Below are 26,677 nucleotides of genomic sequence, written 5' to 3'. Positions count from 1 at the left end.
GGGCGTTCCGCCCCCGGCTGGAAGGGGGCCGGAAGGTGCCGGCGAGTGATGAGGTGAGCGACGTGTTCGGGGTCCGGGTGGCCGGGCTGCCGGTCGACCGGCTGCGCGCGTTGCGGTTCGAGCGGACCTGGACGCTGGTACGCCGGCTCGCCGGCATGGACCGGTGGCTCGCCACCGAGGGCGAGGCGATCTGCGCAGCGCTCTACCAGATCATCGGGGACGACCGCCGAGCACAGGTCAAGCCGCTACTCGTCGGGGCACGCCGCGCGGTGTTCGCCGGGCGGCGGCCGGACCGTCTGGAGGCGGTCCTCGTCGCGGTGCCCGAGGCGCTGGCCGGGCGCCTGCGCTCCTGGCTGGCCTGTTCCGCGCGCCGGGCCGGGGCGGCGGCGGAGTTACCCGGCACGCTGGCGGCCGAGCAGGCGGAGAAGGCGGCGGTGCTTCGCGAACTGGTCGCCGACGAGGCGTTCCAGCGCGGCCTGTCGCTGTCCAGCCCCACTTTGTCGGCCGAGCTGAGCAAATGGCTCGCCTCTCCCGAGGCGACGCCGGGCCGCGCGGTGCTGCTGCGCCTGGCCAGATACGCCGCCCGCGCGGCCGCCAAGACCAGCCCGTACGCCACCTTCGTCATCAGCGGCCTCGGCCGCTGGGCCGCCGCGGGCCCGGCTGTGACCGGCGACCCCGGCTTGACCTGGCGACCCGTGGCCGAGTTCGACGCCGGATCGGCCCGCCGGATCTGGGAGGCGTTCTGCCGCGACCCGGGACTGGCGGAGACCGTGGAGCTCCGGGTCAACGCCAGCCTTCTCGACCATGACGGGCGCCTGTGGTTCCTCGGCGCCGGGCGAGCCGAACCGATCATGAGTGTGCCCGCCGGACCGGAGCTAACCGAGGTCGTGGACCTCGTGCGCGCCGCCGACCGTCCGACGCTCGGCTCGATGCGAGATCGGATCGGATCCGGACTGCTGGATCGGCTCCTGGAGATCGGCCTGCTCGAACGGCGGCCCCCGTTCGCCGATCAGTCGGCCGATCCGCTGGGCGAGCTGGCCCGCCAGCTCGACCCCGCCCTGCTGGCCCCCGCCGGATCGGCGCCGGCGTCGTCCACCGGGTTCGGGGCGGTGCGCGATCTGCGGCAGGCCGTACTCGCGCTGCCGGGCATGGCCGAGGCGGGGGCACGCCGCCGCACCCTGGCGTGCCTGCGCGAGATGACCGGCGACGTGCTGGCGCGACACGACAAGGACCCACGGCCCGTCGCCAAGGACCTGTGCCTGGACACCGCGGTCTCACCGCGGACCATGGCCTGGTGCGGGCGCGCGGCCTGGCAACCGGTCCTGGACGACCTGAATGTCGTGCGCCGCCTGCTCGGCCTGCTCGACCCGGCGCTGCCGGCCAAGCTCTCGGCCGGGGAGTTCTTCCTGCGCCGCTACGGCCCCGGCCGCTCCGTCCCTTTCCTGGTCTTCTACCGTGACCTGCACACCGTCCGTCGCAGGCCACCCGCCCCGGCCGCCGACCTGCGGGCGCTCCGCCGCGAGCTGTGGCAGAGCCTGTACGGCACGCCGCAGGACGCGCACGGCGTGATCACCGTCAACCCGGCCCTGGTGGCGGGACTGGCGGCCGCCTGGCCTGCGTACCTTCGCCCGCCTGCCTCCGTCGCCTGTTTCGTCCAGGCGATTGATGGCCCCGATGGCCTTCGGGTGGCCGTGAACGCGATCTATTCGGGATACGGCCGGGCCACCGCTCGCATCCGCCACCTGCTCGGCGAGAGCGAGCGTGCCGTACTCGCCGGCGGAGACGTCGCCGAATGCCTGGCCTCCTTCGGCAATACCCTCAACCTTCGCCCCGCTGGCGCGACCGGCATCGACTACCCGTTCACTGACACCGGGCGAGCTGCCCTGTCCCTGCCCGACCTGCACGTCGGCTATGACCCGGCGACCCGGCGGCCGACCCTGTGCGACGGCGACGGCCGGCCGGTGCGGCCGATGCATCTGGGCATGTCGAGCGAGCTAGTCCTACCGCCTGCCTGGGCGTTCCTGATCCGGACCTTCGGCGAGCCACCGGTGGCGCTGCGCCCCGCCTGGCAGTGGACGGCGGGATGGCAAGCGGAAAGGCGGGAAACAGGCCGGTGGCCAACTGCGGAGCACCGAGCCGGTGCCGCCGGGCCGGTGCGGCACCGGCCGCGACTGCAACTCGGCCACGTCGTACTGGCCCGGGCTGGCTGGCGGATGCCCGCCGCCGAGCTGCCCGTCGCGGCCAAGGGAGAGCCCGAGGCCGCCTACCTCCTGCGGATGGCGAGCTGGCTGGAGACGCACGCGATTCCCGAGCGCTTCTTCGCCCGCCTGACCTCTGCCGAGCGGCCCTGGCTCGGCAAGGGCAGAAAGCCGCTCTACCTCGACGTCACCGACCACTTCCAGCTCATGTCCCTGACCCGATCCGCCCGCGATCCGGCCGCCCTGCTGGTGCTGGAGGAGGCGCTGCCCGACCCCGCCGACGCCCCGTCCTACGGCCGGCACGGCTCCCGGGTGACCGAATTCGTCCTGGAGATCTCCGCCAAGGACGGACGATGACCGCAATAGCGCCTCAGACGCCGTCGACGGCACGAGGCGGTAGCTGGATCAGCGCCCACTTATTCCACGCCGGAGACCTCGACACGCTGATCACCGAGCTGGTGCCGCCTCTGGTGACCGAGCTGGCTCCTTCGGGCATGTTCTTCCTGCGGTACTGGGAGGGCGGCCCGCACCTGCGGCTGCGCCTGCTGCCCCGGTGCGGCGAGCAGGCCGGGCACCTGCACGCCGAACTCGCCCGGCGCGGCCGGGCCTACCTGGCCGCCAACCCGTCACCCGGCGGCCTCACTAGCGGGCGATACCGGGCGATGGCCGCACATCAGGCCGCGGCCGAACGGCTCAACCGGCACGACGATCGGCTGCGCCCCGGCGACACCCTCGAATTCATCGCCTACCGGCCCGAACACCACGCCTACGGAGACGGAGCGTGCATGGACGCGGTGGAGGCTCACTTCACCGCGTCCAGCCGTCTGGCCCTCGACCTCCTGCGCGCCCACCCCGACCAGGGGCGACGGACCGCGATCGCGCTGGCCGCCCTCACCCTCACCCTGGCCGCCGTACGGCCCGACCCCACCCGGCTCGCCGTGATCGGGATCCCGCACCCGCCCGCCGTACACCAGGCATACCTGCGGCACCGCCCGGACCTCCACCGCCAGAGTCGGCACCTGTGGACAGGCGACGCGAGCGGCGCGCTCGGCATCTGGTCGCAGTCGATCCATCGCCTGGGGGACGCGCTCACCGCGCTGGGCTGCGCGCCCGAGGACGCCGGATCGCCCCTCGGCTTCCTGGCCCGGACCGTGCCGCCCGCCCGGCGCCCGGTCGCCGAGGTACTCCTGCGCTGCACCCACCTGTTCAACAACCGGCTCGGCCTCACCCGTACTGCCGAGTTCCATACCGCGCTGCTCACCCACCGCGTTCTGTCCGACCTCATCACGAGCGGAGACCTTAAATGACTGCCACGTCCGACATCGGCTGGCGTTCGGCGCACGTCTATTACTACGAGCCGGACAAGACCGATTTGCTGCTGGATGCCGTACGGCCGCTCTTCGCCCGGCTCCAGGACGTCGCGCCCGCCCATGTGCTTCGCCACTGGCGCCAGGGGCCGCATCTGCGGCTCAACGTCCGCACCGACGCCGCCACCTGGACAGATATCGTCCAGGTGGCGATCGAGGAGATCATCGGCGACCACCTTCGCCGGCGTCCGTCCACGGTGCGCCTGGACGAGGAGGAGATGCTGGCCCAGCACCGGCTGCTCGCCGTACGCGAGCGAGAGCACGGCCCGCTGACCCCGTGGTTCCCCGACAACACCATCGTCTACGCGCCATACGATTCCCGCTCACACGTGCTGACCGACCCCGAGGCCGTCGACCTGCTCACCGGCTTCTACACCGACGCCACGCCGCTGCTGTTCGCCATGCTGGAGCACACCCGCGCGGGCCATGACCGCGCCGAGTCCCTCGCGCTCGGCCTGATGCTCACCACCTCCGCCACCGCCATGCCACCCGTCAGCAGGAGCTACGTCTCCTACCGTTCGCACGCCGAGGGCTTCATCCACCAGTGCGCCGACCCCGCAGCGGTCCGCGCCCACTTCGACTCCCACTACGCCGCGCACCGGGAAAGCACGATCGACCGAGCCCGCCATGTCATCACCACACTTGAGGGCCACGCGGAGACACCGGCGCCCTTCGTCCGGGAATGGGCCGAACTCATCGCCGACTACCAGCGACGCGCCACCCCGCTGATCGCCGAAGGCAAGCTCGTCCGACCTCCCGCGTTCAACCCCGACCTGGCGAACCGCACGAGCAACGAAATGTATCGCCTGATGTTCGGCAACCGCGCCTACCACCGCGCGGTGTTCGAGGACCCGGCGTTCAACCGCTACCGCGTGCTGATCAACTACACCTATCTGCACATCAGCCGGCTGGGCCTCACCCCGCCGCAGCGGTTCAGGCTCTGCCACGTGGCCGCCAACGCCGTCGAGGAGATCTACGGGCGCAACGCGATCGAGTCCATCCGGCGATTCACCATGTCCCACCCCAACCGATGACCCTGTTGGACGGAGGCCACCGCCCCCAGAGCGCGTCCAGGCCCTGGCGCGACAAGGCGATCGTCAACGAGCGGATCGCGCCGGGCACGCTACGCCGGATCGCCGCCTACGGCCGCCCCTACCGGGCCCAGCTCGCCACGTACCTGCTGCTCGTCACGGTCCAGGCGGCAACCGTGATCGCCAACCCACTGCTGATCAAAAAGATCATCGACGACGGCATCGGACACCGCCAGCCCAACCTGGTCATCGGAGCCGCGCTGACCCTCGCCGGGCTCGCCGTGCTGGAGGCGACGCTCGGGCTGGCCCAGCGCTGGCACTCCGCCAAGCTCGGCGAGGGACTGATCCACGACCTGCGCACCGAGACCTTCGACCACGTGCAACGCATGCCGGTGGCCTTCTTCATGCGCACGCAGACCGGAGCACTGGTCTCCCGGCTCAACACCGACGTGATCGGCGCGCAACGAGCACTCACCACCACCCTGTCCTCCCTGGTGTCCAACGTGATCAGCCTGATCCTCGTCCTGGCGGCGATGCTGACCCTCTCCTGGCAGATCACCCTGGCAGCCCTGCTCCTGCTGCCGATCTTCCTGCTGCCCGCCAAATACGTCGGAGCACGCCTGTCGAAGCTCACCCGCGAGCAGATGCGGCTCAACGCTGAGCGCAGCTCGGTGATGACCGAGCGATTCAACGTCGCGGGCGCCATCCTCGCCAAGCTGTACGGCAGGCCTGGCGACGACACGGCCGCTTTCGCCGCCCGAGCCGCCCAGACCCGCGACGTGAGCGTCACGGCCGCCATGTACGGCGTCGTGCTCCGGCTCTCGCTCGGCCTGACCACCGCACTGGCGATCGCCCTGATCTACGGTGCCGGCGGCCTCCTCGCAGTCGGCGGCCCCCTGGAACTCGGCACCGTCGTCGCCCTCGCGGCCCTGCTGGCCCGGCTGCAGGGTCCGGTCAACGGCCTGTCCAACGTCCAGGTCGACGTAATGACGGCGCTGGTGAGCTTCGAGCGCGTCTTCGAGATACTCGACCTCGCACCGTCGATCACCGACCGCCCGGACGCCCGGCCGATTCCCTCCGGGCCCACCCGCGTCGAGTTCGACAAGGTGCGCTTCGGCTACCCGGCGGCCTCGGAGGTGTCACTCGCCTCCCTGGAAACGATGACCGGGCCGGACACCGCCCCCACCCGCGACGTGCTGCGCGGGGTGAGCTTCACCGCGAAGCCCGGTGAGCTGATCGCCATCGTGGGCCACTCCGGCGCGGGCAAGACCACGATCGCCTCCCTGCTCACCCGCCTCTACGACGTCACCGAAGGCACGGTCCGGATCAACGGACTCGACGTACGCCACGCCACGACGGCCTCGCTACGTGACACCATCGGCGTCATCACCCAGGACGCGCACCTCTTCCACGACACCATCGGCGCCAACCTGCGCTACGCCAGGCCCCAGGCCGGCGACGAGGAGATCTGGGCCGCTCTGGAGGCGGCGCAGATCGACGACCTCGTCCGGGCACTGCCCGACGGCCTGGACACCGTCGCCGGCGACCGAGGCCACCGGCTGTCCGGCGGGGAGAAACAACGCCTCGCCTTGGCCCGGCTGCTACTCAAAGCACCCAGCGTGGTCGTGCTCGACGAAGCTACCGCCCATCTCGACGCCGGATCCGAAGCGGCGGTGCAACAGGCACTGAAGACAGTCCTGGCCGGCCGCACCGCCCTGGTCATCGCCCACCGCCTGGCCACCATCCGCGACGCCGACCAGATCCTCGTCATCCAGGACGGCCGCATCGTTGAGTCCGGCAGGCACGAAAAACTACTGGCCGAAGGAGGCGTCTACGCCGAGCTTTACCACACCCAATTCAGCAGCACATAAGCCGCGCAGAGGCATGCGCCAGCAAGGGGACTAAAACAGCGAAAAGCCAATGGGTGTAGCTCGGTTTCAGGGACTGGTTGACGTGGGGTTTTGAGAGTCTGCTCGCAAGAGGCGGGCTCGTCTTCTACCGTGCGAGGTGGAGGCGATCGCGGTGGGCTCGTTGCTGGAGGAGTTGGCGCGGCGGGAGGCCGTGGCCCGGGAACGGGTCGAGCGGTTGCGTGAGCAGTTGGCGGCCGAGGAAGAGGCGTTGTCCCGGCTGATGATCACTCGGGAGACGGTCGAGGAGATCCTGGGCGAGACGGCCCGGCTGGCAGAGCGGTCGCCTGCCGAGGCGGGCGACCAGAGCGATGCCGGCGGGGTCGGCGGGGTGGTCGCACAGACGGGCGGGTCGCCGATCGGGGTGACCACGGTGCCGCGATGGCGTCCGGGGATGGATGCCTCGGTGTTACCGCGGACCTACCAGGATGTGCTGGAGGTGCTGGTCGATGCCGGTGGCGCGATGCGGGCCGGGAAGATCGTGACGGCGCTGGGGTCGCCGGCCGAGGCGGCCAAGGTCGAGGGCCTGCGCGCGAAGTTGAAGCGGATGGCGGAGCGGGGCTGGCTGAGCGAGGACGGCCCGGGATTGTTCGGGGTGAACGAGCGAGTCAGGGAACAGATCACCCGATAAGCCCTGATAAGCCGCGGCAGGCCGGGGGTGTCACTGCGGCGTCACCGCCGCGGTGGTTGTAAGGAGGGCTCTTCTTCCCCAGGTTCGAAGGTGCGACCCATGTCGGACCCGAGGAAGAGGAACCCGATGGAACCGTATGACACGGTCCCGGTGACTGACGTGTTTGCAGCGTCGACGGAGACCTTTGAGTATCTGCTGGGTGAGCTCGCCGGTCCCGGGTCGGCGGAGCTGTCCCACGCCCGGCTGGAGGAGATGATCGAGGTGCGGGGCCGCCTGCTGTTGCGGCAGTTGCTGCAGGATCATCTGGATTTGCGGGCGGCGCGGGAGGAACAGGCCCTGGCCCGGCAGGACGCCGGTGCGGCCGGCCGCTGCGGGGTGGCCGGTGCCGACGGTGTGCTGCGCCGCTGTGTGGAGTCCGGTCATCATCGGCTGCTGGCCACCGTCTTCGGGACGGTGTCGGTGCGGCGGTGCGCCTTTCGGGCTCGGGGCGTGCGCAACGTGTATCCGGCCGATGCCGCGTTATCGCTGCCGGGCGGGCGGCACTCGCATGGACTGACCCGGCTGGCGGTGACCGAGGCGGTGCGCGGCTCCTTTGACGGTGCCAAGGCCGCGATCGAGGCGCGGTGTGGTCCGGTGCTCGGTAAACGGCAACTCGAGCAGTTGGTGCAGGCGGCCGCGGCCGATATCGGGGCCTTCTACCGGCAGAAGATCCCAGTGCCGTGCACCGCGGGCACGTTGCTGGTACTCAGCGTGGACGGTAAGGGAATCGTGATGCGGCCCGAGGCGTTGCGGCACGCCACCCGCAAGGCGGCCGCCGGCCGCACGCCGACGTTTCGCACCCGTCTGACGGCCGGGGAGAAACCGTGCCGCAAGCGGATGGCCACCCTTGGCGTGGTCTACGACGCCGACCCCACGCCGCGGCGTCCGCACGATGTGATCGCCGTTCCCGGCGGGCGACGCGGACGGCGGCCGCCCCGGGCCGGGCCGCACGCGCGGGGCAAGTGGTTGTGCGGCTCGGTGATCGATGATCCCGCCACGGCGATCGAGAAGGTCTTCGACCACGCCGAGGCCCGCGACCCCGCACACGCCCGCCCGTGGGTCGTGCTGGTCGACGGCGCCCGGCACCAGCTCGATCTGATCCGCGCCGAGGCCGCCCGTCGGAACGTGAGCGTCGGCATCGTCATCGACTTCGTGCATGTACTGGAGTACCTGTGGGCGGCGGCTTGGAGTCTGCATCCCGCTGCGGACCCGGCCGCCGAGGACTGGGTCGCCGGGTGCGCGCTGGCGGTACTGGCGGGCAACGCCGGGCAGGTCACCGATGGGCTCACCGCGCAGGCCGCGGTGTTGCCTGCCGGGCGCCGCCGTGGCATCGACACCTGCATCCGCTATCTGGCCGGCCACACCGAGTTTCTCCGCTATGACCAGGCATTAGAGAACGGGTGGCCGATCGCCACCGGGGTCATCGAAGGCGCGTGCCGTCACCTGATCGGCGACCGCCTCGACATCACCGGCGCCCGGTGGGGCCTGGCCGGCGCGGAGGCCATCTTGCAACTGCGCGCCTTGATCGCCTGCGGCGACTTCCGCGACTACTGGAAGTACCACCTCCGGCAAGAACACCAACACACCTACAACGTCCCAGCCTGACCTGTGATTTTCCCTCAGGAATCGTTAGGCCCAGGCCTCCGCGATACGGTTCGAGCATGATCAGCGACGAGGGAGCTCTGCTCGGAAGGCAGGCAGCGGAGCGCCTGGCCCAGTTGGACTGCTGCGTGATCGAGCCCGGCCTGACCAACGCAGAGTTCGCGCGCATCGAGCACGAATATGATTTCGCGTTCGCCGACGACCACCGGGCCTTCCTCGCCGCCGGACTACCGGTCTGCGAACCGCGGGAAGACGAGCCCGGCACCAGCTACGCGTGGGAACGACCATGGCCCGACTGGCGAAACGGCGAGCCGAGCGAACTCCGCCGGCACCTCACCTGGCCGACGGACTTCCTGCTTCGGGACATCCAGCGGGGACACTGGTCAACCGCCTGGGGCGACCGGCCGGACTCACCCGAGGCGGCCGCCGAACGTGCGCAGTCGCATCTGGCCGGAGTTCCCAGGATGGTTCCGGTTTACGGGCACAGGTTCTTGCCCGAAGGCCGCGGCGGCTTCGGCCATCCGGTCTTGTCGATGTGGGGTTCAGACATCATCTACTACGGCGTCGACTTGCTCGACTACATTAACCAGGAGTTCGAGGAACCCCGACCCGAGCACCCCGAAAGCCGGGCGCCACAAGCCACCGTGCCGTTCTGGCGCGACTACCTGTGAGCAATCCCGACACGCCTGCCCGGGGCAGGGAGCGTTCAGCCGGACAGCCCGACCTGAACGCCTCACTCCCTCAGGAAGAGCCGCACCCAAAGTCGATCACCGCCTGCAGGCCCTGGACCCGACGCGGACCGGTCCGGTTGGTCGCCATTTCCTGCAGGGACTTATCGTGTGACCAGCGCGGTTGCTGCGGCGCGGGCGTCGCGGGCCGCGGCGCCGGTGTTGTCGACCAGACCCCGGGTTTTCACCCCGTCGTAGAGCAACAGCAGTTGCCGGGCCACGACGGCAGGTTGCCTGGCGCCCGCTTCGGCGGCCAGGCGCTCGAACAGTGCGAGCATTCGCTCGTCGTGGGTGGCCAGCGCATGGTGGGCGGGATGCTCGGGAGATAGGAAAGCCGCGGCGCTGTTGACGAGGATGCAGCCGTGGTAGGCCGGGTCGGGCAGGTTCGCCGCCAGCAAGTCGAACGGTGCCAGCAGTTGACCCAGTGGGTCGCCGCTGCGCCGTTCAAGTTCGGTGTCCAGCTCGGCGAGCCATTCCTCGCAGGCCGCGGTGAGCATGACGCCGATGAGGGCGTCCTTGGACTTGAAGTGCGCATACACGGTGGGCTTGGCGACGTTGGCGCGCTCGGTGACAGCGTCGATCGAGACGCTGTAGCCGTTGGCGTAGAACAACTCGCGTGCGGCTGCGAGGAGCCGATCACGGGCGGGTGGGCGAGGCATGCGCAAATTCTAACCGGTTAGTTCAGTCTGCTATCGTCCCTACTGAACTAACTGGTAAGTTTTCTACTGAAAGGAACGCGGATGCGTGCCCTGATCTACGACCCCGCCGCCGCGCGAGGAGTTCGCTTCGCCGAGATCGACGAACCGCGACCGCAGAAGCGACAGGCACTGATCAAGGTGGAGACGGCCTCGCTCAACTTCGGCGAGCTCGCCTTCGCCGCCCGGCAGCTCCGCCCCGGCCAGGTCTTCGGCAAGGACGCCGCCGGCGTTGTCGTGAAGGCCGCCGCCGACGGCTCGGGGCCGTCCGAGGGTGCGCGCGTCTCCACGTTCGCGGGAACCGGCGGATGGGCCGAGCTGCGGGCTGTCGACACCGCGGACCTGACCGTCGTACCCGGCGGCGTCGACCTTGGCGCTGCCGTTGCCCTGCCCGCGGCGGGCGTGACAGCGTTGCAAGCGGTCCGCCGACTGGGCTCACTGCTCGGTCGCCGTGTGCTGGTGACCGGGGCGTCGGGAGGTGTGGGGCGGCTCGCCGTGCAACTGGCCGCGCGGGCGGGCGCGCACGTCATCGCATCGGTAGGGCGGCCTGAACGCGCTGCCGGACTACCTGAGCTAGGCGCCGCAGAGATCCTGGTCGGTACGGCAAAGCCTGCCGATCCAGTGTTCGGCGTGCTCGACAACGTGGGCGGCCGGCTGCTGAGCGAGGCGTTCGGGCGACTCCAGGCCGGCGGCCTGGCCCTGTCCATCGGGTGGGCATCGCGCGAGCCGACTGTCATCGATTTCGAGGAAGAACGGTTGACAGGCGTCCCCAAGCGGCTGGAACCCTTCATGGTGTCCGGCCCCTTTGGTCCGGACATCGCCTACCTGCTCCAGCTGCTGGAGAATGGTGAACTCGATCCGCAGATTGGCTGGCGAGGCCCGTGGACCCAGGTTGACGAGGCTGTCGATGCCCTCCTGGAACGCCGTGTTCCCGGAAAAGCCGTACTCGACCTCACGCCCAGGGAACAGGACGACCACGCGAGCCACGCCCACCAGGCCTACACGTAAAGACCCGGGAAACGATCAAAGCCGGTTCGGGAAGCGATCTTCAAGTCGCCGGTCCGCTCCAGGTCACGGTCACTCGTGAACACCCCCGAGCGAGGAAGACCTCGGCGCGTTGATCGCCGCGTTGGCTGCCTTCCGCGAAGACCGGCTGCAGCTCCAGCCTTCGACCCGTACCTTGGCCAGGGCCGCCGGAATCAGCCCGACCACGATCGTGGAATGGCTGCGCGGGAACCGTTTCCCCCAGCAGATCGAGCAACTGCTTGCGGTGCTTCGGGCGGTGCGGGCACAGGCCGAACGCGCTCGGCTGGCCGATGACCCGGCGGCAGCCGTGTTGTCGGATGAGCAGCGGTGGCGGGACGCTTACAGGGCCATGGCCCGCCGCCGTACAGCCGGCACGCGCGCCGCGGTGCAGGCCGCGCAGAGCCGGACGGTGCTGGAGCGGATGCGGCCGGGCTGGCCGCTTGGCGAGGTGAAAGACCCGTTCCGGTTCGGACTGGAGGTGCACCGGGCCATCGACACCGGCGACGCCGGCCTGCCTGCGCTGCCGGCGTATGTGCCGCGCGCGCATGACCACGTGCTGGCAGAGGTGGTGGCTGCCGCCACTGACGGTCACAGCGGCATCGCGGTGCTGGTCGGCGGTTCCTCCACCGGCAAGACCCGCGCCTGCTGGCAGGCTCTGAACCTGCTGAGCGAGCACAAGGAGCCGTGGCGGCTGTGGCATCCCATCTACCCCACCCACCCCGACGCCGCCCTCGCCGATCTCCCCAACGTGGCGCCGTACACGGTGGTGTGGCTGAATGAGGCCCAGCGCTTCCTGGCCCCGGAGAAGGTGGGCGAGCAAGTCGCCGCCGGGTTGCGCGAGCTGCTGCGCCAGCCGGGGCGCGGCCCAGTGCTGGTGCTGGCCACCTTATGGCCCCAGCACTGGGACACCCTGACCACCCGCCCGCACCCTGGACGCCCCGATCCACATGCCCAGGCTCGGGAACTGCTGGACGAACACAAGATCGACCTCCCGGACGCGTTCACCGGCGCCGACCTGACCGCTCTGACCCGCCACGCCAGCCAGGACCCCCGCCTGGGGGAGGCCGCCGAGCACGCCGAAGAAGGTCAGATCACCCAGTACCTGGCCGGAGTGCCGCTCCTGCTGAACCGTTACGACCAGGCCCCGCCCGCCACCAAAGCGGTCATCCACGCCGCCATGGACGCCCGCCGCCTCGGGGCCGGATTACACCTGCCGCTCGCGTTGCTCGACGACGCCGCGCCCGGCTACCTCACCGAAGCCCAGTGGCAGCAGACCGGCGACGATTGGCTGCAGCAGGCCCTGGACTACGCCGCCACCCCATGCAACGGCATCCCCGGCATCCTCACTCCTGTCAAAACCGGTGCCCCCCGCAACCAGCGCAACCGCCGCACCAATTCCGCAGGCATCGTCGGCCCGCCGCGAGCGGTGTCCGGGCCGCTGTACCAGCTGGCCGACTACCTCGACCAGCACGGCCGACACCACCGCGCCGACCAGATCCCCCCATCGACTTCTGAACCGCGGCTGCCGCGCACGCTCATCCTGCTGACCTGGCAGCACTCGGCCACGCCGCCTGGGCGCGCGGCCTGTATCGCGATGCCGCTCAACTGCACAAACATGCCACATCCCACGGCGCCGCAGACGCCGCCCCCACGCTTGTCGATCGCTTCCACACCCTGCATCCCACCGACCGTCGTCCCGCCCACCACGCCGCCTCATACGCCCCTCTCGACGACCTGGGCGGGGTGGGCTGGCTGCTGGGCAGTCTGCGGGGGGCGGGGGCCGGGGACCAGGTGCGGGTGCTGGCCGAGCGCGCCGCCTCATACGCCCCTCTCGACGACCTGGGCGGGGTGGGCTGGCTGCTGGGCAGTCTGCGGGGGGCGGGGGCCGGGGACCAGGTGCGGGTGCTGGCCGAGCGCGCCGCCTCATACGCCCCTCTCGACGACCTGGGCGGGGTGGGCTGGCTGCTGGGCAGTCTGCGGGAGGCGGGGGCCGAGGACCAGGTGCGGGTGCTGGCCGAGCGGCTCCCTGCTGCAGGGCTATTCGATCTGTTCATGAAGATTGATGATCATGAGGAACGGTACCGGTTCGGACGGGAACCCGAGGGGAGCACGGCCGCGCCGTGGGTGTGGGATGACCTGGAGTGACCAAGGCTGACGTCTGGCATCAAGATGTGGATGGGGCCGATTCCTCTCAGAACTCGGGTCCCCTGCCAGTTGCCGGCTTCGGGGCCGGGCTTCACATCACCGCGGTGTGATCGCGGGACGCCGTCGCGAAACCGCTACGTTTGCTCTTGATAACCGACCTTCTCCGGAGCAAAAACCATGATCGGCAAGGAGGCCGGGATAACGGCCCTCGCACCCCGCGACGCCGCCCCGCCACCGGCGCCGGAAGGGCTCGCGCACCCTGGCCTCCACGCGGCCGCCGACTTCGCGCTGAGCGAGGCGACGCGGGCGGCACTGACCGAGGCGGTGCCCGCCTCAACCCGCGGCGCGTACGCGGCGGACATGGCCGCGTTCACCGCCTGGTGCGCTGGGCAGGGCCGGACGGCGCTGCCGGCCACCGCCGAGACAGTCACCGAGTAGAGCTGTCGTTAAGGAAGCCGTCACCAGGTACACGCGAGCGTTCTCAGGACACACGAGGGCCTTCCACTCCTGGTCGTCTCCGAGGGCATCGAGCACACCGAAGACGGGCGCCTCCTGGTCGACAGAACCGAGCTGGCGCCCGGCCGCTACCGGGTACGGCTCACCGACGATGCCGACGGTCCCGAGATGGTGCTGACCGTGCCGGACCTGGACATGCACACCGCGGACGAGGGATCGCCCTCCCACACCGCGCTCCAGCTCCTGGCCGGCTGGATCGGACAGCCAACGCCCATCGACTGAAGCACCCGGACCGTTTGCACGGTCCAAGAGCCTGTGCCGCTCTCCGGCTGGTTCGTTCACGGCGCCTGCCAGACGCCGGCTTGGCCCTGATCAGGTCTGTACGTTTACTCGTACTCGGCTCTGCACAGTAGAGGGGTACGCCGATAGCGCCCAGCTCAAGGGTGATCAGCATGGGACTTAGGGTGCACGGATCAGCGCAGTGCCACCACCGTTTCGTCCGGTCAAAAACAATCAAAGCCTCTGTGACTTCCTTGCAGGTCCCCCTCCGATCGGTGTGGGAGCTGCGAGGATCGGCTCTGGATGACTCCGGGCGACGTGGGCGCCTTGTCCGGTGGTCGACCCGGTCGATAGACCTCCGAAGGACACAAGGGCTCCGCCATCCCACGCCATCGATCTTCTCGAACGCACCGCCGTTGTCTCTCCGAACTTTCGCTGACCGGGCAGCGCTTCAGGAGAACGACCATGTCCCATTCCCGTCGCCAGACCTTGGCTCGCCAGCGCATGCTCTACACCGGCGAAACGTTCAACCAGGCACGCCATGCGCTGGAGCGACTCGACGCGGCTGATCCACCGGTCCCCAACGCCTCGCCCGACCAGGCCGCGCTTGAGGCCGCCCTTTTCCAGGAGCTCGGCCAGATCGACCATTCGCTGTGGCAAACAGGCGATCCCGCCTTCGGAATCACTTCGATCACCCCTCAGCGCGATGAGCTCGTGATGCGCATTGCCAAGCCATTCCTGCCAGACGTGATCGCCCACATTATGCCCACCTACGCAAACAACGACAGCGACCAAATCTATGGAGTACCCGGGCTGCGCGCCCGCAAGAAAAACGATCACATTGTGCTGTACCGGCCCGACATGCCGGGCCGCATCCGGATACCGGTGCGCCCTGCGGACTGGGACAAGGCCGCCATCATCGGCTTCACCTTCTGGTGGGAGAACACCCGAGCACCGTGGCTGACCTCCCCCACCGAGTGGCATCCCGCCGAGAAGGCCTTCGTCGAGACCTATCCGAAACGATGGGCCTTCGACAACGTTTCGTACCGCAACAGCGGGTTCATCTCCGGGGTTCTGCGACGCGTGCACACGCTGCACGGGCCGCACATCGATTACTGGAAGATGTGGGTAAACGGCGCCAACTGTGACACCTGCGACATCCAACTGCTGTGGGCCAACGGAGGCGAGCACGTCAAGGTCATCGACTGGTTGCGCGAGCCGACCTTCGGCCTGAACCTCGACATCCTGCTACCGAAGGAGCAGCTGTGCCGGTGCGGCCCTGATGAGCACTGCTATATCAAGCTGATCCAGCGCGACACAGGTCACAAGCTGTGCCTGCGGCGAAGCACAGAAAAGCCTCGCAACAACGACGATCAGGACCCCATCATGCGGCGATGGACGGACCGTAGCCGGCAGCGCCATGAACGGCTGTGTGCCACCTACGGATATTGACGATCCGGGCTCTGTCAGCCATCGGCGAGCCGTGCCCGACGACCTCAATCTCGGCGCCTTCGAGAACTACTCCAGGCTCCTCACGTCACCGAACGACCGGCGAACTGCATGGCCAGGTGCGCGAAAATCCCGCCTACCCCAGCACCTTCCAAGGTAATCGTGCTCTCTGATGGTCCTTGGTCAGTAGTCGAGGGCGCGGTCGACCAGGTCGGCGACCTCGGCCGGTGAGGCGCGGAAGTAGCGGGCGGTGGTCTCGATGGAGGTGTGCCCGAGGAGGGCTTGGATCTGGGCGTGGTCGGCGCCGGCTTCGCGCAGTCGGGTGGCGTAGGTGTGGCGTAGCCGGTGCGGGCGCAACCTAGGAAGTCCGGCGGCGGTGCCGACGGCGCGCACCACGTCGGTGACGCCGTCGACTGTTAGCCGGCCGCGCTGGCCGGTCCACAGCCCCTCACCGACGGCCTCGGCGAGGGCGGGCCGGGCGACCAGCAGCTCGGCGCGCGCCAGCAGCCAGGCGGCGAGGCGTTCGCGGGCCGGGAGGGGCAACGGCACGGTGCGGACCTCGTCGCCCTTGCCGTGCAGGCGGGCGGTGCCACTGCGCGCGGTGATGGGCACGTCGGCGACGGTCAACCGCTGGGCTTCCTCGGCGCGGGCGCCGGCGCCGAGCAGGACGGCGATGAGGGCGGCGTCGCGGGGGCCGCGCCGGTCGGCGGCCCGGCGCACCGCGTTCTCCTGCGCCCGGGTGAGCGCCTCCGGGGCGCCGGGTTTGGGTACCCGGGCGCGTTTGATGGCCAGCCGCAGGCCGGGGCCATGCTCATACAGCAGCGTCACCGCGGCCAGCGCCTGATTGACCGTCGCCGTGACCGCCTGGCGCCGCCAGCCAGCAGGTGGCGGCGCCAGGCGGTCACGGCGGCCTCGGCGCCGACCAGGTCGACGAAGGCGTCCGCGTGCTCGGCGGCGTGGGCGGCCAGCCAGTCGCGGTAGGCGCGGGCCTGGCGGCGGTAGGCGGTGACGGTGTTGGCGGCCAGCGCGCAGCGCGCCAGGTGCGCGGTGAAGGCGGCGAGCGCGGCGGCGGCCGCAGATGCCGGGTCGGAGGCGGCGGGCCGGATCGGCACCACGTTGTTGCCGCCGGTGGTGTCCGCGGTCGCGGTCATCGGTGGCACCTCTTCTTATCCGGGGAGTTTTTCCGGGGTTAGCCCCGGGCCCTGATGGATGTTATCCGGGGAGATCATACCGAGACTCCCCGGATAATGGCACTTATCCGGGGAGAGTCGAGTCATCCGCTGACCGGATCTCTTTGCCGCTCCGTCTTCGGACACACCTCGCGGCAGACGAGGCGCGGGCTGGTTCAGGTCTGCGGGTTGTCGGGGTCGGTGCTGCGCGGCAGGAGCAGGGCCAAGGTGGTGCGGGCGTCGCGGCGGAGGATCGGGCCCTTCGGTTCACGTGGTTCGCTGACGCGCCCTGGGGCGGGGCGGGCCCGGACCGGCCGCAAGAGCCGCGGCCCGGCCGTGGTCCATACCCGCAGGCAGAACCCGGGGGCATCGCGGTCCTCGACGCCGGGGGCAAGGGCCGGCCGGGGGATCGGCGCGGGGGAGGCGGGCCGCACACCCGGCGGGAGCGCGCCGAACACGGGATACGGTTGCTCCGGCCGCGGCGCGGGTCCGGCCTCCACCCGCAGGACCAGGCGGCGGCCGTCCTCGCCCGGCCCCCACACCGTCGCCACCCGGTCGCCTTCGTGCCAGGCGACAAGGGCGCGGGCGATCTCGGCGGCACGCTCGGCGGAGTGCGTCCAAGCCTTGGTCCACCAGTCGGGGACACGGCCGAGGTAGCCAGGACTGTGGACCCGGCTGTCGTCGCATCCGAAGTCGACGAACACCTTGATCTCGTATGGCAGATCCGGGCACGGCGGAATCTTGCCGTCCGGGCCGGGGCCAGGGGTAGCCGGGTGCCCGGCGGATTCCTCACGCAGGGCAGTGGTGTACTTGGCGCCCTGGCGGGCGAGGGTCCGGGCGCGCTTGGCGGCGGTCGGCTGACGCTTGGGCATCGTGTGCTCCCTCAGGCGGCAGGTCCCACCCACCTGCCGGACGGGGCTACACAAGCCGGGCAGGATGATCTCAGCGCGGGCCCCTGAAGACCTTGACCGACGATGCCGGGAGACGTGGGCAACCCGGCACGGTGGACGGCGGTACGCGTCTAGCCGTGGCCACCACGGTAGTCCTCGCCTGCGCCCGCGCGTAGGACCCCTCTCAAATGACGACCGGCTTGGTGATGTCGAGATGGTCGACCTCGACGCCATAGCCGGCCGCACGCAACCAGGTGGCGACCTCCTCGGCCACGGCAACGGAGCGATGCCGGCCGCCCTTGCAGAAGACCGAGGCGTGCACGATCCGGCTGGTGGGGTTGCCCCAGTGCTCGACCAGGGTGCGCAGCTGGTCGGCGGTCTCACCCACGATCCGCAGGGCGCCGGGGGTGTCGAGCACGTAGGCGCGCACCTCGGCGTCCAGGCCGGTGAGCTGGATCATCCGCTCCCTGACCTCGGGGTCATCGGGCGGGTTGCGCAGCGCCGTTGTCAGGTTGACCGCGATGCCGGGCTCGGCAACGGGTTCTCTGTGCAAGATGCCGTAGGTCTTGATGACGACCTGCAGGAGGTAGCCGCCCTCGGGGCGGGTGGTGATGATCTCCTCGCCGGTGGCCGTGCGGTCGCGGTAGTCGATGCCTTCGCTGGCGAGGTCGGCATAGACGGTGTCGCGGCTGACGCCGGCGGCGCGGGCCAGGGAGGCGATGGTGCGCGTCCCGGCGCGCCAGGCCGCCGCGGTCAGGCGGGGGCGGATTTGGGTCTGCTGGCCGGCCCACTGGGCCAGGGCGCCCAGGGCGGCCTCGCGGGGGCTCTGGGGGTCAGGGTTCGTGGTCACATCCTCAGTATATGTCGATCTATTCGACATGTCGATTGATTCGACACTTCCCCTCAAGGGTCGATATGCAGTCGGAAACGGGTTGGGACCCCACCTTTTTTGGAAATCGAAAAAGGGATCCTGGGGTTTTTCAGACAACAATCGCCCGGCGTTGCTAGGGATACTCGGCATGCTCGGCTGCAGGGACCTGCGGAACTGTCCGGAGGTATTCGGAGGTATTAGGAGACATCCGGTCGCCGAGACAACCTTTGCTTCGCACCGCTGGGATGTAGTCACCTGAGTCGCCGCTCCAGTATTTCGAGGCCAGCGCCGAATCTGATCTTTCCTCCAAACAGCAGGCGTTGTCCTAGGCTCCTCCGTAGCCGCTTCACGCGGCAGCCTTCCCTGCTCGGTCGGATCCCCGGGGATCGACCGGCCCGTAGGCACGATGCCCCAGGCCACCGGCTGCCAAGCATCGAAGAGGGCTGAACAGGTGATATGACCGCCCAGGGCCGAGGTCGGCACTACACGCCATCGCCACTGCCGCAGGATGTGGATTGCGTGGAGACAGATTTCCGGAAGGGGATGTTGACATCCCGCCTGCGAGCCCTAACAATTTGCGGAAATGCAAGAGAAACATGCATGTGACTCGATCATCGGCCCTTCATGTGGAATCAAACGCCCCATTGCCAAGCTCGCAGCACGAGTTTGTGGATGAATGTTAGCGTTAACAGTCAGTTGTGGCCCGTCGATGCCACCCCATTTCCCTGGCCACGCCGTGAGTGCGTAGCCGTGGCGTCGCCCTCGCCGTCTCCTCACCGAATCGTCGGAAAGGACGCCCGCGGTGTCCCTGCGTCAGAAGGTCGTCGCCACCGTCACGTAGTCGCCGCCGTGCTGGGCAGTGTCGTCCACATCGCCGCGGCGCCGTAAGCGGCGGCGGCCACGTATTCGGTCCATCCCATGGGCGACTCCGAAGAGCCGCCGATCCGGTCCGGTGACGACCATGCCCTCCACCTGGCGGTGACCTCCCACTGAACCGGAACGACCCGATGGTCACGCCGGCCAGGGTTCGGCCCAGGAATTCAGATCTAGTGATTGGACATTTCATGACACTGATCACGGCGCCCGATGGCCACTCATCAGGACCATCGCGGAGCACTCGGTCGTTGCGCCGATTACTGCTCGTTCTTGTGGCGACCGCGCTCACCACAGCGACAAGCCTCGTCATCTCCACGCCATCGGCCAACGCCGCCACCAGCCAATTCCGTGGCATGAACTGGGCCGTACTGGGCGACAACATCAGCACCGGCCCGCTCGTCCCGCAGGGCCTGAGCCAGTCCGACAGCAACGCGACGGTACGGGCCAAGGCCTACGCGTTCTACGACCACGTGGCCTACACCATGGGGGTCAACACCGTCCGGTTGCCCATCAACACGCACACCGTGGCGAATACGAGCTGGTGGAACGCCTACCGGGGCGCCATCGACGCCGCCACCGACCTTGGGTTCAAGGTCATCCTGGCCTACTGGGAGGACGGCGCCGCCTCTGGCGGCAGGATCACGAACCTCGCCGCGTGGAACACGATGTGGTCCAGCGTGATCAACACGTACGGCTCGAACAGCAGCGTCTACTTCGAGCCGATGAACGAGCCGTACGGCTACTCGTCGGCGGACTGGCGCAACGTCGCGGCGAACTGGCTCAGCTACCACACCTCGGCGGTGCCCGGCCGGGTGCTCATCGGCGGCACCGGCTTCAGCCAGGACCTGCGGGACGTGTGCAACGACAGCCGCTTCAACTCGACCCTGCTGTCGTTCCACTCCTACGCCTACTTCTACAGCGCGATGACCTTCGACGACTTCCGAAGCCACATTCAGACGCTTCTGGGCAACTGCGCCTCCCGCGCGGTCGCGACCGGGTTCGGCGCGCCGATGTCCACCGGTCTCGACTACGGCAACCCGAACAGCACCGACAACTTCGTGCGCTACTTCCGCGCCATTGCCCAGGTCATGCGGGACAACCAGATGGGCGGCACCTACTGGCCAGCCCTCGGCGGCAAGCCGACCGGAAGCCTCGGGTACGACTCCTATTCCATGTACGCCCTGAGCGGCAGCGGCACCAATCTCACCCTGACCCCCCGCAACGGCCACGGTACCAACCGGGTCCGGTATGCCTGGGGCGACACCATCAGCGACTCCGTCCCTACGACGTACAGGATCAACGCGCGCCACAGCGGTAAGGCCATGAACGTCCGGCAAGCGAGCACCAGCGACGGCGCGCGCGTCGAGCAGTACACCTACAGCGGCAACGTGTGGCAGCAGTGGCGGTTCGAGGACCTCGGCGCAGGCTACGTGCGCATCTTCAGCCGCCACAGCGGAAAGTGCCTCGACGTGGTGAGCGCTTCGATCGCCGACGGCGCGGAACTCTCCCAGTACACCTGCGGCTCCGGCACCAACCAGCAGTTCCAGATGGTCGCCGGCGGCGGCTACTTCCAGCTCCGGGTACGGCACAGCGGTAAATGCGTGGAGGTACCCGCCGCGTCGACCGCGGACGGCGTGATCCTCAAGCAGTATCCGTGCAGCACCGGCACCAACCAGCAGTGGTCGCGCACGGCCGTCTAACGGTCGTCTCGATATGACCGCGGATCCGCAGGACAGACCCTGCGGATCCGAGGTGCCGATCTGGGTGTGTTCAGTAAAACCGGTCCAGTCCCGCCGATCTCGTGCCGTGTGCTCGGTGCGGGGGAAGCCGGATCGCCGTGGCGCCGTGTCGGTGGGTGCGTTCGCGCGATCTGATGTGCCCCGCGTCTTCCGGACAGGCGACGGCGGGCCATTCGATGGCCCTCTCGATGAGCCCAGCTCACGCAGAGGGAGCTGGACCACTTGATAGTGGTCCAGGCCGGTTTCGTTCGAGCAATGCTCAGAACCTGTGGATCGGCTCGGGGCGTACCCTCCCGAATGATCGATTCGAAGATCACTGAGTAGGCCGACGTTGGCGCGTCGGTTGGGAGGGCACGCCCATGCTTACCGCAGTCGATGCCGTCGGCACGACGTCGAACGGATCTCTGATTGATGAGATCGTCCGGGAGGGCTACTCCAGGTAAGGAAAATTAGGAGGGCGAGTATCGGCTGACGCGCCATGGGGAGGTGTGGGCCGGGACCGACCGGAGAACCGCATGCCCGGCCCGCGGCCACCCGGCGACGCGTCAGCGGCCGCTCCGTGGCCGTCTTGGCCCCTATGAGGCGTCCTCCTCCCGAAGGTGGTCCCAGCCGCCAACTAGTGCCGTGACCGCTATGGTTCGCCGGGTTGAGACGGAGGACCGTGGTGTTTGTGGAGATCGTCTTCGTGGGGCTGCCGATCGACCGTGATGAGGTCGAGGAGGCATTGGAAGCGGCGTTCGAGCTCGACGGCGAGATCACGGGCGCGGGCAGCGGCATGGGTCGTTGCCATCTTGACCTTGAGATCGCGGAGGGCTCGGACGCGACCGCGGTCCTGGAGCGGCTCTGGGCTGTGCTGTCTGAACTGGGAGTCGCGGACCACGCGACCTTGGATGTCAGCGAGTGATCAGGCTGCCATCTGCGCTCGTCCGCCCCAGCGGACGCCCTTCTCGCTGCGGACACGGGCGCGTTCGCGGCGTTCGGCCGCCAGGACATCTCGATGGCGGGCGTTGGCGTTGCGCCAGCGCAGGTAGGCGTGCAGAGCCCGGGTCTGGACCGTGTGGTTGGGGTGGTTGGAGTTGGCGATGGTGAACTGCCGCAGCGGCCCGAAGTGCGCCTCGATCGGATTTGCCCAGGACGCGTAGGTCGGTGTGAAGCACAGTTCGACCTGGTGCTTTTTGGCCCAGGCGCGGATCTTCTCGCCCTTGTGCGCGGACAGGTTGTCCAAGATCACGTAGATGGGGGCGCCGTCTGGGCGGACCGCCCGGATCGACCTGAGGGCGGCCAGCGTGTTGCCGGCGCCCTTCTTTCGCCGGTTGATGCCCCAGAGCGTGTCGTCACCGACCGAGTAGCAGCCGTGGAAGTACCGGACCCCGTGGGTGCGGTGGTAGGTCGCGGGGTGCCGTTCAGGGTGCCCGGCAGCTGCCCACCCCGAGCCGCCGGTCGGCCGGATTCCCAGCGGACCGAACTCGTCGAACGCGAAAACGCGGTCGGGGAAGCGGTCCAGGACGTGCTCGATCCGGTCGAGCTTGGTGTCACGGTCTGGGTCGGGCGACTCCTTCCAGGTCTTCGTGCGCTGGAAGGTGACGCCGCGGCGGGCCAGCAGGCACCGTAACGCCTCGCGGCCGATCCGGATGACGCGGCCATGGACCCGGTGCAGGTAAATGACGAGCTTGCGGATGGACCAGCGGGTGAAGGGCTGGCCGAGCTTGGTCGGGCGGGTGGTGGCCGTCGCGACGACGAAGTCCTCGTCGTCAGGAGTGAGCTGGCGGGGACGGCCTCCCGCCCAGCGAGGGTCCAGACAGGCCAGGCCGATCTTGTTGAACCGGTGGATCACGTCGCGGACGGTGTCCTCGTCCGCCTGCACCAGCTGGGCGATGACCGGGACGCGGTTCCCGCCGGCCGAGGCCAGCAGCATCATCGCCCGCCGGTAGCGAACCGAACTGGTGCTACCCCGGCGCACGATCTGCTGCAGCTTCTGCCCTTCCTGGTCGGTCAGTCTGCGCACACGGACAGGCTCGGCCACCGCACCTCCACGGGTCGGATCGGACGTCACCGCACATCCAACCGCCCCGACCACCAACCCGGCGAACCAATCCGGTCACAGCACTAGCGACACGGTCCTGTTCGCGGAGGTGCCGAGCTGAGGTTTTGCCTCTCAGCCGTGCGTTTCCTCAGAAGTCGTGACCGTTTCCGCTTCCGAGAACACGATCTTCTCGGAAGTCCGATGATCTGCGCGGACCGGCCCACTTTGGGGATGGGGCCGCGTTCGGGAGGAGAACGCCAGCACGGCGGCCGCTCACCTGAGCGGCCGCCGTCTTCGGGTCCGTACTACCTACGGCTTACCAAGATCACAGGCCCGTCCCGAGGGGAAGGTGAATCTCTGCACCAAGCGCGGCAAGGACGAGGATCACGATGGTGATGACGACGGTCCGCACGTACCGGCCCCACTCACCGGGAATCCGAACGGACAGGGTGAAGCTGCTCATGAACGCCTCCAAGGCGGATCGACAGACCTACAACCGCCGGGCCCGTCCGACGAAAAAACGTCAGAGCCTCTCGCTAACCTGAGCGTGCGAGAACAGGTGGTAGCTGGAGCCACAGGCCCGGCCAGACACCAAGCGGCCCGGTCCCTTTGCCGAGGGGCCGGGCTCCTCGATGCCCGCGGCAAGACTACGGCTGACGTCCGACAAAAGCCGGGAGTTAGTGCGCGTCCGGGCACAGGATGCCCTCGTTGAGATTCATCTGATGGTCGAGTTCCTTGAGCGTGGCTGACTCGGCGGTCAGGTCGATGACGGCGTAGATGCCTTTGGGCTTCTTGGCGATGGCATAGGACAGCCTCACACATCGACTTTCTTCCCGGTGCTGCCGTCATTACGGACCGTCGTGAGGAACTGGTCGAGGAAAGCGAGTCCAGACGAGATGACCCTCCATTACAGGACCAAAGAGGGTCCTTGTAGTCGAAACAGGAGATCAGCTCACTGAATGCAGGGTGGTAAGCGGCGTCACATCTGGGGCCGGCTACTGCCGGTCATCGCCTTCCAAAGCCCGATACAGCGTGGACCGTCCCACCCCAAGGTGCTTGGCGATCGCGGTGATGGATTCGCCGCGAGCTCGGCGGGCGCGGGCGATGGCCAGGGTGTCGGCGTCCAGCGCGGGGGGCCGGCCGCCCTTGCGGCCCTGGGCGGCGGCTGCGGCCAGGCCGTCGAGGGTGCGTTCGCGGATCATCTCGCGTTCCATCTCCGCGGCCATCGCCGCGACCATGAACAACAGCTTGTCCGCCATCGACTGCCCCGTCGGCCGGTGAACCCCCGCGCAGATCCCGGACAGGATCTCCAGGTTCACCCCGCGCGGGGCGAGTTCGTCTTCGAGGAAGACCAGTAGTTCCTTGATGGAGCGGGCCACCCGGTCGGGTTTGTAGATGGTGAGGGTGTCGCCGGGGTGCATCCGCTCCAGCAGGCCGGTCAGCTTCGGCCGTTCGGTGCGGGTGCTGGCGGTCTCGGTGACCACTTCGCGGCAGTGCGCCTCGGCCAGGGCATCCAGCTGCAGCCGGTGGTCCTGGACGCGGGTGGAGACCCGGGCGTACCCCCAGCGGATCGCGTTGGCCGGGGTGGTGTCGATGGAAGACCCGGCGAGGGTGCCGGAGGAGGCGTTCGTCTTCTGCTCGGCGATGGCCGTGTCCTCCGGCGGGGAGGCGGTGGGGGCACTCATCCCCCCATCGTCCCGGAAACGGTCCTGAAACTCCATTTCCAGAAGCAAGGTTTCGGGATGAGTTTCGGGACAGCCGTTCCTGGGCGAATGCCCTTCGGTGACAGTGATCGTTTCACCGTCCTGGAAACCATCGTTTTCGGGACGGTCATTTGGCGAGGAAGAGGCAGCGGGGGAGGCCTCGACCACCACGGCAGCCGCCGACGCCTTCGTCTGCTCCTTCGCCTCCTGCTTGGTCTTGGCGGCGGCCTGCTTGGCCCGCAACTTGGCCAGACCGGACAGGGCGGTGTTGACCTCGGCGCGATCCCACCGGGCCGGATCCCACCGGGTAGTCCCGAAGATGTGCTTGGCCACCTTGTACTTCCAGCCTTTGCGATGACGCAGCGCCCGCAGGTGCTCGGCGTAGCCCTCTGGGCCGCCGCTGTCTTCTGGAGGACAGGCGCGGCCACCGGCGCTGCAGCGCGGGTAGGTCGTCTTCGCCCCGGCCCGGTGGACCTTCTCCACTTCAACGTCGTGATCCCAGCAGTCGCCGAAGTCGTAGCGGTAACCGAGCCAGTCACCCGCCTTCGGGACGAGACCGGCCAGCGTAACCGCCGTCTCATCAGGGGCATTGTCGCCGTACTGCCGCTCCCCGTCGAAGAACAGGTGCAGGTGGTGCTGCTCCCAGCCCATCGCGACCTGGATCACCTCGTGCAGTTCAGCCAGGCTCGCCGTTGACGGCACGTGAACGCGCCGCCACACCGGCGGAGAGACCTCCCGCAAGGTGACCTTGATCTGATGAATGGTGCCCAAGCGAACCGGCCTTTCGTGACGACGACGGGCGCCACGGTAGTGGGGTGTCGGTAAGGCTCGATCCACCAGCCGTAAACAACCGTGTCTGCCCAAGTGAGCACCCTGCCTTCCCACCGGGCAGGCGGACCACCCGAAGTGCCGACTTCGCGCGGAGGCGGCACTTTCGAGCGGCCGGCTGCCTCGTGCACGGAGTAGAACGCGGCGAACAAGGCCGAAGTGCCGTCACCATCCAGCAACTCGGCACTTCCGATCACAGATGGCGGCTGGTGGTGCGAGCCTTACCAACACTCCGTTTACCGCGCACCTGGATCGCTGCGCCCTGGCCGCCAATGCCGTCACCGCCTACCGCGTCAGGCTCGCGCCTACCACGATTGGCTTCTCTCCCGCGCCGCCGACAGTCCCTCGTCCATGCCGTTGTCCGCTCACTCCAGCGGGTTTCATGAGGAATCAGGCACCGCAAGAAATGGCGAAAAGGCAGCGGAAATGCGGGTTCGCCTGCACGCGATGAGCCGAAGCTGGAGATGTCCCGGCACTGCCGCTTCTCCGGAGGTCCTGATGGCGCGACGTAAGGCGAACGACGAGTTGAACGCGGTCGAGTCGCTCAACATCGCTTTGCAGACACTTACGATTTTCCATGGCTATGTCCAGCAGGCCGATGCCAAGCTGGCCACTGTGGCCACCGTCCATCTCGGTTTCACCGCGGTCGCGGTCGCCCAAGCCGGTGATCTGAGCAAGGCCTGGATGAGTGGTCCACCGATGGCGGTTGCCGCAGTCATCCTGGTCCTGCTCTTTGGGGCTGGATGCCTTGTCGCGGGATCCCAGCTCATCGCCGCGTTGCGTCCCCGCCTTGCCGGCCCGGCCGGGCCTAATAGGTTCGGCCTGGTGCGGGCGGACGGAGTCCCGTCGCCCGCCGGTGCAGCGAGGCAGCAGCGCGAGGCGTGGTCACTGATCGCCACTCTCGCCGATATCGCGCTGCGCAAGCATGAGCGGATTCGGCGCAGCCTGCCCTGGATGGCCCTGATGGCCGTCACCACCGTCGTCTGGCTGGCACTGACGGCGCTGACCGGCTAACCATCTGCGAG

24 protein-coding genes are annotated in these 26,677 nt (G+C 68.7%); 14 read left to right on the top strand and 10 right to left on the bottom strand.

Going from position 1 to position 26,677, the window contains the following annotated elements; all coding sequences use genetic code 11:
• The first annotated feature begins 35 nt into the window (after positions 1-35).
• The 7 genes from OHA77_RS39985 to OHA77_RS39955 all read left to right on the top strand — a co-directional run bounded on the left by OHA77_RS39985 (position 36) and on the right by OHA77_RS39955 (position 9,446).
• Positions 36-2,555, top strand: a complete 2,520-nt coding sequence (locus tag OHA77_RS39985) for a lantibiotic dehydratase (RefSeq protein WP_406314595.1) — start codon at positions 36-38, stop codon at positions 2,553-2,555.
• Positions 2,552-3,505, top strand: coding sequence for a thiopeptide-type bacteriocin biosynthesis protein (locus OHA77_RS39980; protein ID WP_406314593.1), 954 nt, complete (start codon positions 2,552-2,554; stop codon positions 3,503-3,505). The genes OHA77_RS39985 and OHA77_RS39980 overlap by 4 nt, the downstream gene beginning before the upstream one ends.
• Positions 3,502-4,599: a thiopeptide maturation pyridine synthase gene (locus tag OHA77_RS39975; protein WP_406314591.1), complete on the top strand. Its 1,098-nt coding sequence runs from the start codon at positions 3,502-3,504 to the stop codon at positions 4,597-4,599. Before OHA77_RS39980 ends, OHA77_RS39975 begins: the two co-directional genes overlap by 4 nt.
• Positions 4,596-6,467 (top strand): ABC transporter ATP-binding protein, encoded by a 1,872-nt coding sequence (locus OHA77_RS39970; RefSeq protein WP_406314589.1) that lies wholly within the window; start codon positions 4,596-4,598, stop codon positions 6,465-6,467. The genes OHA77_RS39975 and OHA77_RS39970 overlap by 4 nt, the downstream gene beginning before the upstream one ends.
• 136 nt (positions 6,468-6,603) lie before the next feature.
• Entirely contained in the window at positions 6,604-7,134 is a 531-nt protein-coding gene (locus OHA77_RS39965; RefSeq protein WP_406314587.1) for a hypothetical protein, read from the top strand.
• A 126-nt stretch (positions 7,135-7,260) separates the two neighbouring features.
• Entirely contained in the window at positions 7,261-8,778 is a 1,518-nt protein-coding gene (locus tag OHA77_RS39960; RefSeq protein WP_406314585.1) for an ISKra4 family transposase, read from the top strand.
• Between the two features lie 56 nt (positions 8,779-8,834).
• The gene (locus OHA77_RS39955; RefSeq protein ID WP_406314583.1) at positions 8,835-9,446 is read left to right on the top strand and encodes a hypothetical protein; all 612 of its coding nucleotides are present in this window, start codon (positions 8,835-8,837) and stop codon (positions 9,444-9,446) included.
• A gap of 161 nt (positions 9,447-9,607) precedes the next feature.
• On the opposite strand, the gene OHA77_RS39950 is transcribed toward OHA77_RS39955, so the two are convergent.
• Positions 9,608-10,162, bottom strand: a complete 555-nt coding sequence (locus tag OHA77_RS39950; protein ID WP_406314581.1) for a TetR/AcrR family transcriptional regulator — start codon at positions 10,160-10,162, stop codon at positions 9,608-9,610.
• An 81-nt stretch (positions 10,163-10,243) separates the two neighbouring features.
• Between OHA77_RS39950 and OHA77_RS39945 the strand changes: the two genes are divergently transcribed.
• From OHA77_RS39945 to OHA77_RS39930, 4 genes are all read left to right on the top strand, one after another.
• Entirely contained in the window at positions 10,244-11,206 is a 963-nt protein-coding gene (locus OHA77_RS39945) for a zinc-binding dehydrogenase (RefSeq protein ID WP_406314580.1), read from the top strand.
• A gap of 109 nt (positions 11,207-11,315) precedes the next feature.
• On the top strand, positions 11,316-13,280 hold the full coding sequence (locus tag OHA77_RS39940) for a helix-turn-helix domain-containing protein (RefSeq protein ID WP_406314579.1): 1,965 nt from the start codon (positions 11,316-11,318) through the stop codon (positions 13,278-13,280).
• Positions 13,281-13,546: 266 nt separating this feature from the next.
• Entirely contained in the window at positions 13,547-13,807 is a 261-nt protein-coding gene (locus OHA77_RS39935) for a hypothetical protein (RefSeq protein WP_406314577.1), read from the top strand.
• A gap of 762 nt (positions 13,808-14,569) precedes the next feature.
• Positions 14,570-15,556 (top strand): hypothetical protein, encoded by a 987-nt coding sequence (locus OHA77_RS39930; RefSeq protein WP_406314575.1) that lies wholly within the window; start codon positions 14,570-14,572, stop codon positions 15,554-15,556.
• Between the two features lie 180 nt (positions 15,557-15,736).
• Here OHA77_RS39930 and OHA77_RS39925 read toward each other — a convergent pair whose 3' ends face one another.
• The 5 genes from OHA77_RS39925 to OHA77_RS39905 form a co-directional block, all read right to left on the bottom strand.
• A complete protein-coding gene (locus tag OHA77_RS39925) occupies positions 15,737-16,381 on the bottom strand; it encodes a tyrosine-type recombinase/integrase (RefSeq protein ID WP_406314574.1) in 645 nt (214 codons plus the stop codon).
• Entirely contained in the window at positions 16,378-16,704 is a 327-nt protein-coding gene (locus OHA77_RS39920) for a hypothetical protein (protein WP_406314572.1), read from the bottom strand. The genes OHA77_RS39925 and OHA77_RS39920 overlap by 4 nt, the downstream gene beginning before the upstream one ends.
• A gap of 194 nt (positions 16,705-16,898) precedes the next feature.
• Positions 16,899-17,594: a hypothetical protein gene (locus OHA77_RS39915; RefSeq protein WP_406314571.1), complete on the bottom strand. Its 696-nt coding sequence runs from the start codon at positions 17,592-17,594 to the stop codon at positions 16,899-16,901.
• Positions 17,595-17,796: 202 nt separating this feature from the next.
• Positions 17,797-18,462 (bottom strand): hypothetical protein, encoded by a 666-nt coding sequence (locus OHA77_RS39910; RefSeq protein ID WP_406314570.1) that lies wholly within the window; start codon positions 18,460-18,462, stop codon positions 17,797-17,799.
• Between the two features lie 834 nt (positions 18,463-19,296).
• Positions 19,297-19,446, bottom strand: a complete 150-nt coding sequence (locus OHA77_RS39905) for a hypothetical protein (RefSeq protein ID WP_406314568.1) — start codon at positions 19,444-19,446, stop codon at positions 19,297-19,299.
• A 161-nt stretch (positions 19,447-19,607) separates the two neighbouring features.
• Between OHA77_RS39905 and OHA77_RS39900 the strand changes: the two genes are divergently transcribed.
• Both OHA77_RS39900 and OHA77_RS39895 read left to right on the top strand, forming a co-directional pair.
• Positions 19,608-21,059: an RICIN domain-containing protein gene (locus OHA77_RS39900; protein WP_406314566.1), complete on the top strand. Its 1,452-nt coding sequence runs from the start codon at positions 19,608-19,610 to the stop codon at positions 21,057-21,059.
• A gap of 709 nt (positions 21,060-21,768) precedes the next feature.
• Positions 21,769-22,002, top strand: a complete 234-nt coding sequence (locus tag OHA77_RS39895) for a hypothetical protein (RefSeq protein WP_406311808.1) — start codon at positions 21,769-21,771, stop codon at positions 22,000-22,002.
• Here OHA77_RS39895 and OHA77_RS39890 read toward each other — a convergent pair whose 3' ends face one another.
• The 4 genes from OHA77_RS39890 to OHA77_RS39875 form a co-directional block, all read right to left on the bottom strand.
• Complete coding sequence (locus OHA77_RS39890) at positions 22,003-23,121, bottom strand: IS630 family transposase (RefSeq protein WP_406311807.1); 1,119 nt, start codon at positions 23,119-23,121, stop codon at positions 22,003-22,005.
• Between the two features lie 325 nt (positions 23,122-23,446).
• Positions 23,447-23,584, bottom strand: coding sequence for a hypothetical protein (locus OHA77_RS39885; RefSeq protein ID WP_406314564.1), 138 nt, complete (start codon positions 23,582-23,584; stop codon positions 23,447-23,449).
• A 214-nt stretch (positions 23,585-23,798) separates the two neighbouring features.
• Positions 23,799-23,939: a 30S ribosomal protein S6 gene (locus tag OHA77_RS39880; RefSeq protein WP_406314562.1), complete on the bottom strand. Its 141-nt coding sequence runs from the start codon at positions 23,937-23,939 to the stop codon at positions 23,799-23,801.
• Positions 23,940-24,116: 177 nt separating this feature from the next.
• Complete coding sequence (locus OHA77_RS39875) at positions 24,117-25,595, bottom strand: IS1096 element passenger TnpR family protein (protein ID WP_406314561.1); 1,479 nt, start codon at positions 25,593-25,595, stop codon at positions 24,117-24,119.
• A 555-nt stretch (positions 25,596-26,150) separates the two neighbouring features.
• On the opposite strand from OHA77_RS39875, the gene OHA77_RS39870 reads away from it, so the two are divergent.
• Complete coding sequence (locus OHA77_RS39870; RefSeq protein WP_406314559.1) at positions 26,151-26,666, top strand: hypothetical protein; 516 nt, start codon at positions 26,151-26,153, stop codon at positions 26,664-26,666.
• Positions 26,667-26,677 lie beyond the last annotated feature (11 nt).

It is taken from the genome of Streptosporangium sp. NBC_01639, from assembly GCF_045209755.1.
Taxonomy (GTDB): Bacteria; Actinomycetota; Actinomycetes; order Streptosporangiales; family Streptosporangiaceae; genus Streptosporangium.
Note: the sequence above shows the minus strand (reverse complement) of the source record. Positions and strands in the feature narration are given on the sequence as shown.